Source organism: Achromobacter sp. DMS1 (assembly GCF_001270295.1).
In genome coordinates this window covers 16,129-22,885 of sequence record NZ_LHSJ01000075.1, presented here as the reverse complement: position 1 = coordinate 22,885, position 6,757 = coordinate 16,129, and the positions used below count along the sequence as shown (strand labels likewise).

The 6,757-nt window shown below is 68.0% G+C and carries 7 protein-coding genes; 4 read left to right on the top strand and 3 right to left on the bottom strand.

Annotation, left to right across the window (positions count from 1 at the left end; all coding sequences use genetic code 11):
• The coding region (locus tag AD428_RS11020; RefSeq protein WP_200908025.1) for a DNA-binding protein at positions 1–224 on the bottom strand (224 nt) is incomplete at its 3' end.
• A 152-nt stretch (positions 225–376) separates the two neighbouring features.
• Here AD428_RS11020 and AD428_RS11015 point away from each other — a divergent pair.
• Together AD428_RS11015 and AD428_RS11010 are read left to right on the top strand one after the other, a co-directional pair.
• A complete protein-coding gene (locus tag AD428_RS11015) occupies positions 377–1,513 on the top strand; it encodes a site-specific integrase (protein ID WP_082308364.1) in 1,137 nt (378 codons plus the stop codon).
• A 245-nt stretch (positions 1,514–1,758) separates the two neighbouring features.
• A complete protein-coding gene (locus AD428_RS11010) occupies positions 1,759–3,552 on the top strand; it encodes a GGDEF domain-containing protein (protein WP_235489828.1) in 1,794 nt (597 codons plus the stop codon).
• 233 nt (positions 3,553–3,785) lie between these two features.
• Here the strand turns inward: AD428_RS11010 and AD428_RS26760 are convergent, their stop codons facing one another.
• Together AD428_RS26760 and AD428_RS11005 are read right to left on the bottom strand one after the other, a co-directional pair.
• A complete protein-coding gene (locus AD428_RS26760; protein ID WP_160318574.1) occupies positions 3,786–3,935 on the bottom strand; it encodes a hypothetical protein in 150 nt (49 codons plus the stop codon).
• 223 nt (positions 3,936–4,158) lie between these two features.
• Positions 4,159–4,464 carry a SelT/SelW/SelH family protein gene (locus AD428_RS11005; RefSeq protein ID WP_053245185.1) on the bottom strand — a complete coding sequence of 102 codons (306 nt, stop codon included), beginning with the start codon at positions 4,462–4,464 and terminating at the stop codon, positions 4,159–4,161.
• 161 nt (positions 4,465–4,625) lie between these two features.
• Here AD428_RS11005 and AD428_RS11000 point away from each other — a divergent pair, with 161 nt between their 5' ends.
• Positions 4,626–5,837: a multidrug effflux MFS transporter gene (locus AD428_RS11000; protein WP_053245184.1), complete on the top strand. Its 1,212-nt coding sequence runs from the start codon at positions 4,626–4,628 to the stop codon at positions 5,835–5,837.
• A 91-nt stretch (positions 5,838–5,928) separates the two neighbouring features.
• Positions 5,929–6,729, top strand: coding sequence for an enoyl-CoA hydratase (locus tag AD428_RS10995; RefSeq protein WP_053245183.1), 801 nt, complete (start codon positions 5,929–5,931; stop codon positions 6,727–6,729).
• The last annotated feature ends 28 nt before the right edge of the window (positions 6,730–6,757 follow it).

Here is a 6,757-nt window from a genome sequence, read left to right as displayed (position 1 = left end):
GCCTGCCGCACCGGATCGGGCGCGGCAGGCGCCGCCGCGAATGCGCCGGGGTCTTTGATGCGCGCGCCGAGCGCGCGGAACCAGCTTTCCAGGTGCGGGCTGACCGTATTGGGCGAACCGCGCCCGATCTTCTGCCTGACCCGCTCGATGGTCGGCCGCGCGCCCTCCATGAGCAGCGCATCGGCCGCCGCCCATACGTCTTGTTCGCCTATGCCCGTTGCCATGCTCGCCTCCTTGCCTGCCCGGCTTGATTGCCCGGCGCGTTGCGGCCAAACTACTCACGATAACAGAACATTATCGTGATTTATCTGTTCTATACGTTAGATATCATACATCATATGTATTATTTATTATTTCCTACAGGATGCGGCACGCCATGAAACCCGGCCAGCGCACCCTGCCCGTCAAATGGCTGGATCCGGACACGCTGGACCGGCGGGCCGAAGCCGCCGCCCGCGCCTTGCTGCGCGAAGGCAGCGCCCCCAACACGCTGGCCAGCTACCGCAGCGCGCTGCGGTACTGGGCGGCCTGGTACGAATTGCGCTATGGACGCCCTTTTGCCCTGCCGCTGCCGGAGGCCGCCGTCATGCAGTTCGTGGTGGACCATGCCCAGCGGGCCGAGGGCCGCGCGCTGGTGTGCGAATTACCCGCGGAAATCGACGAGGCGCTGGTGCGCCAGGGCGCCAAGGCCCGCCTGGGGCCGCCCAGCCTCAATACGCTGATGCTGCGGATATCGGTGCTGTCCAAGGCGCACGATGCCCTGCGCCACCCCAATCCGTGCCGCAGCGCGGCGCTGCGCGAGCTCTTGTCGCGCACCCGGCGCGCCTACGCGCGCCGCGGCGCCGGGCCTCGCCAGAAGCCCGCGCTCACGCGCGAGCCGCTGGAGGCGTTGCTGGCAACCTGCGACGATTCGCTTTGCGGTTTGCGCGACAGGGCGCTGCTGCTGTTTGCCTGGGCAAGCGGCGGGCGGCGCCGCTCCGAAGTGGCGCAGGCCACCGTGGAGAACACGGTGGCCACGGCCGACGGCTACCTGTACCGCCTGGGCGCCTCCAAGACCAACCCCTCGGGGGCGCCGCGCGCCGACGACGCCAAGCCCATCGTGGGCGTGGCCGCCCAGGCGCTGGCCGAGTGGCTGCGCGCCAGCGGCATCAGGCACGGCGCCCTCTTCCGGCGAATACGCCGCGGCGGGGTGGTGGCCGAGCCCCTGGCGCCGGCGGCCGTGCGCGACATCGTGCGTAAACGCTGCCGGCTCGCGGGTCTGGAAGACGCCTACTCCGCGCACAGTCTGCGCTCGGGCTTCGTGACCGAAGCCGGGCGCCGGCAGGTGCCCCTGGGCGACGCCATGGCCATGACGGGTCATGCCAGCGTCAGCACGGTCATGCGGTATTTCCGCGCGGGATCTGCCGCGCAGTCTCCCGCCGCCCGCCTGCTGGAGCCGCAAGACGATCGCGCGGATCCGGCCCCCGGCAGTTCCGCCCCGGACGCCGTCGCGGCGGACCGCGCCGGGCCTTAGGTTTCCCTTTCCGCCGATGCGCGCGCTTTTTTCGTTCGCGCGCAATCTGCCGCCGCGGCGAAATAAAACGCAGGTATCCGCAGCCAATTGAAATTCAAACCGGGACCACAACGTTTTATTTCATGCCAATTATCAAGAAATGTATTTTCTGTGGCACAGGGACGCCGCCCGTTCATATTTAAAGTATTCTCCGCAGCAAACAGAACGGGCATCCCCTCCGGTATATGCTGCGCAGCGCTTTTTCCGTGAAATCCCTGGAACGCTATTTTCTGCTTCTCGCAGTGGCGGTCCTGGTTCCGGTATCCATACTGACCGGCATGCTGCTGATGCATAACTGGAAGGCATTTTCGTCGGCGCGCGAGGCGCAACGCGGATTCGACATCGTCCGCGCCACGCTCCAGGCGATGGAACGGGTTTCGGCGGAACGCGGCCCCATGAATGCGGCATTCGGCTTCGATTATCCCGTGCCGGCTTCCGCGCTCGAGCGCGTGCGCATCGCGCGCGAACAGAGCGAAGCCAAAATCGCCGATCTGCTGGCGCTGTATCGTGCGCCGCTTTATCCGGATTCGGCGCCCGAGTTCAATAATGTCCAGCGGATCCGCCATCTTCTTCTCGAAGCGCGCGAAATGGCGGACCGGCTTTTCGCCACGCCGCATGCCGAAGTGTCGGGCCGCGTCTTTCTCCAGGCCGTGGAGAAAATGGTGGCGATTATCCCGGAACTGCAGGCATCCATGGCGGGCGGCGTGGCCAGAGTGCTGCGCAACGACACGGACGCGCCCAGCCTGCTCGCGCTCTCCCTGCTGGCGGCGGAGCTGCGCGAGCAGGCCGGGCTGCTGGGTTCGATGTTCACGCCCGCGCTGGTCAAGCAGAGAAAGCTGACGCAGGACGACGAGTACCGCATCGAGCACACCCTGGGACGCATCGACACGCTGCGCGCGCTGATCGCCGCGCGTATCGACACGCTGCCCGAGCCGCGGCCCTCGGCGGCATACCGGAGACTGCTGCAAGGGTATTTCGGCGAGGGGCTGCAATATATTGCCAAGCTGCGCGACGAGGCGGCGCGGCAGCCCGCGCCGGTCACCACGGCCGAACTGGCGGCCAGATATGTGCCGATGATGCGGTCGATCACGGAGTTCCGCGACGTGATGCTCGCGGACCTGCAGGCGCACATCGAAGCCCAGCGCCGCGAATCGTTGCGGCTACTGACCGTTACCCTGCTGGCGGCCGCCACGCTGGCCGCGGCCTTGCTGCTGTCGCTCGGGCAATTCCGCCGCCGCGTGATCCGTCCGTTCGTGCAGGCCACCCGGCTGATCGGCGCCATCGCCGACGGCGGGCCAGTGGGCGAAATCCCGGTGGGAAAGTACCGCGGCGAGGTGGACGGGATGTTCCATGCGCTCAATGTCCTCAAGGACAATGCCGCCACGCAGCGCCAGCTCCAGCGCGAACGCGACCGCCTTATCGAAGACCTTGCCCATATGGCGGAAACCGATTTCCTGACGGGCCTGCTCAACCGCCGTGCGTTCGAAACGCACTTCGAGACGCTGCGCAGCCAGTGGCGCGGCTCCCCGCCCGTGCTGGCGTTCATCCTGTTCGACATCGATGAGTTCAAGCGCGTGAACGATACCTGCGGCCATGCGGCCGGCGACCAGGCGCTGCGCACGGTGGCCGATCTGTGCCGCAAGACCTGGCGGCAGTCGGATGTGGTGGCGCGAGTGGGCGGCGAGGAATTCGCGGCGCTGTGCCTGGGCGAAAGCGTGGCGCACGTGGTGGAAATGGCCGAGCGCATGCGCTCGGCGATCGAACGCGCCGAAGTGGTGGCCGACGGAGGCTTCCGCTTCCGCATTACGGCGAGCTTCGGCGTGGCGTGCCTGCGCTGGCACAAGGGCGCGCGCAGCGACACGCTCTTTCGCCATGCCGACGAAATGCTCTACCAGGCCAAGACGGGCGGGCGCAATCGCGTGCTGTACCAGGCCTGGGGAGAAAGCAGCGACGCCGCGCCGGCGGCGCAAAACCTGCGCGGCCAGACGGCGGGGCATTGAGCGGAGCCCGCGGCCGCCCCGGCCCTCCGGGCGCGCCGAAACCCCGCCGCGCCGAAGCCCGCTACATCCAACCCGGGGGACGCCTGAACGCGGAGCGCCGAAACGCGGGCGCGCCGAGGCCGTGGAGGGATCGGGATGCGCAACGCATCAATGCACAGGGCGGGCAATCCTGCGATTGCCCGCCCTGTAAGGAAGCCTTGCCGACCGGCGCCCTGCGCCGGCCCTGGCGCGCATTACGCAGCGCGGCGGCGCTCCGCTTCGCCGGAATGGTCCTGGGCCGATTTCACCGGCTTGGATTCGGATTCCTTTTTCTGGCCGGGAGCTTTCCAGTTAAGCGGAGCGACTTCAAAGTTCCATTTCTTGCCAATGAATTTCTGCGACATGCGCGCTCTCCTGTATGCGGGCCCCGGACTCCCCCGCCCTCGTGCGCAGCCCCGGATTCAGCGCGCCGAATAATTGCCGGTGGTGGCGGGGGACGGCAATTCAGGCGCACCGCGAAAGGGATGTCGGCGTTTATTGTTGTTTTTGATATTTGACATATCTTGGCCGGCAATTCGAAGATTTTAGCACAAAAATCGCCGAAATAACAGAATTATCCTGTCACTTTCAGGAACGTTCCGCGGAATGGCCGTCGATATGGCCCAGCGACCGGCCGGGATCCAGCCGGTCGCGCAGGCGCTGCTTGAGCGTCTTGGCGTCGGGGAAACCGCCGTCGCGCTTGCGGTCCCAGATGAGATCGCCGTTGCAGGTAATCTGGAAAATGCCGCCGGTGCCGGGCTGCAGCGCCACCTCGCCCAGATCGGTGGAAAACGTGGAAAGCAGTTCCTGCGCCATCCAGGCCGCGCGCAACAGCCATTGGCATTGCGTGCAATAGGAAATGACGATGCGGGGGCGGGTCGAGGGCGTATCCATGGCCCATCCATTCTATCTATCGCACGCCGCGGCGGCCGCAATTTCCGGCAGGTCCGCAGGGCCTTCGGCGGAGAGCCCCCCCGCCGGCGCAACGGCCCGCCCCGCGGACTATAGGATAATTTCAGGTTTTTTCAGGGCCGGAGCGGCAGCCGGCAGGGACAATGGCATTTGCGGAGGCGCCGGCGCGGCGCACATGGCTGGTTGGATTGCTGATGGGGCTGGTGACGCTGGCGCCCATGGCGATCGATATCTATCTTCCTTCTCTGCCCGCGATGGCGGCGGCGTTCGGAGCGCCGATGAGCGGCTTGCAGGCCAGCATCACGCTCTTCATTTTCACCGTGGGCCTGGGCCAGGTGCTGATCGGGCCGCTTGCGGACCGGCACGGCCGCCGGCCCGTGGCGCTGGCCGGCGTGGCGGCATACCTGGCGGGCTCGGCGCTGGGAGCGCTGGCTCCTTCCATCGAGACGTTCTATGCGGCGCGCGTGGTCCAGGGGCTGGGCGCGTGCGCGGCTTCGCTGGTGGCGTTCGCGGCGGTGCGCGACCGCTACAGCCCCACGGAAGGCGCGCGCATCTACAGCTATCTGAACGGGGCGTTGTGCCTGGTCCCCGCCCTGGCGCCGATGGTGGGCGGATTGCTCGCCATGCACGCGGGCTGGCGCAGCACCTTCGGTTTCATGGCGGCGTTCGCTCTGGCGCTGGCCGTCCTGCTGGTCCGGCGCTTCGAGGAAACCCATGCGCGGCACGAGCGGGCCGCCAGCGCGCCGCTCTACAGCGTGGCGCGCTACAAGCCCATCGTGGCGAGCGCGCGCTTTTACTACTACGCGGCCTTCGCGCTGGCCGGCATGGCCATGATCCTGGTGTTCGTGTCGGCCGCGCCCGTGGTGCTCGTGCAGCAGCTCGGCTATTCCGAACTGGGGTTTTCCGCCTGGTTCGGCGGCAACGCCGCCATCAATATCGGCGCGTTCTTTCTTGCGCCCCTGTTCATCAGGCGTTTCGGGCGCCGCGCCATGGTGCGCACCGGCATGGTGGCCCTGCTCGCGGCCAGCGCCATGCACGTGGCGGCATGGCTGTGGCTGCCTTTGTCGGCGGCGGCCTTCATGGCGCCGGTCGCCGTGCTGACGGTGGGTTTTTCGCTGGCCCTGGGTTCGGCGCTGAGCCTCGCGCTGGAGCCGTTCGCGGATCGCGCCGGCACCGCCGCCGCGGTGTTCGGGCTGCTGGAAATGAGCGGCTCGGCGCTAGCCGCCACGCTGCTGCTGGAAAGCGGCATCGCGCCGCAGGCCGCCATGGCGCTGGCGGGCGGAGCCATCGTGGGCCCCCTGTGGCTGCTGGCCGGGCGCATGAACCGCGAAACGCCGCCGGCCGCGCGGTCCTGAGGCGGCGCCGAAGCGTTAACATGCCCCAGCGCGTGCCGGCGCCGGCAAAGACCGGCCCGGCCCCGAATCCCGACCATGAGAGGAGAACGCCATGCCCGCCTTGCAGACCGCTGCCGAAGCCCCCATGCTCGAACGTTCCGACGACGGCGGCGTCACGACCTTGCGGCTGAACCGGCCCGCCCGGTTCAATGCGCTTTGCGCCGGCCTGCTGGACGCCCTGCAGCGCGAGCTCCAGGCCCTGGAGCGCGATGCCTCGGTGCGTTGCGTGGTGCTGGAAGCGGCGGGCAAGGCGTTCTGCGCCGGCCACGATCTCCGGGAGATGCGCAGCCAGCCCGACCTGGATGACTACCGCGCGCTGTTCCGCAAATGCAGCGCGGTCATGCAGGGCCTGCAGGCCCTGCCGGTGCCGGTCATCGCCAAGGTGCAGGGCATCGCCACGGCGGCCGGCTGCCAGCTCGTGGCCAGCTGCGATCTGGCCGTATGCGCCGACACGGCGCGCTTCGCGGTGTCGGGCATCAACGTCGGGCTCTTCTGCTCCACGCCCGCGGTCGCGCTGTCGCGCAATATGTCGGCCAAGCGCGCTTTCGAAATGCTGGTCACCGCCCGGTTCATCGACGCCGCCCAGGCGCTGGACTGGGGCCTGGTCAACGATGCGGTGCCCGCCGAGCGGCTGGGCGCCCGCGTGGCGGAGCTGGCGCGGGACATCCTGGCCAAGAGCCCGGCGGCCATCCGCTACGGCAAGCGCATGTTCTACCGGCAGCGGCAGATGGCCCTGGGCGACGCTTACGAATACGCGGCGGACGTCATGGCGCACAACATGATGGAGGACGACGCCCGCGAGGGCATCGACGCGTTCCTGGAAAAGCGCCCGCCGCGCTGGCGCCGGGCCTGAACGGCCCGGGCCGTTCAGGCCCCGTCCT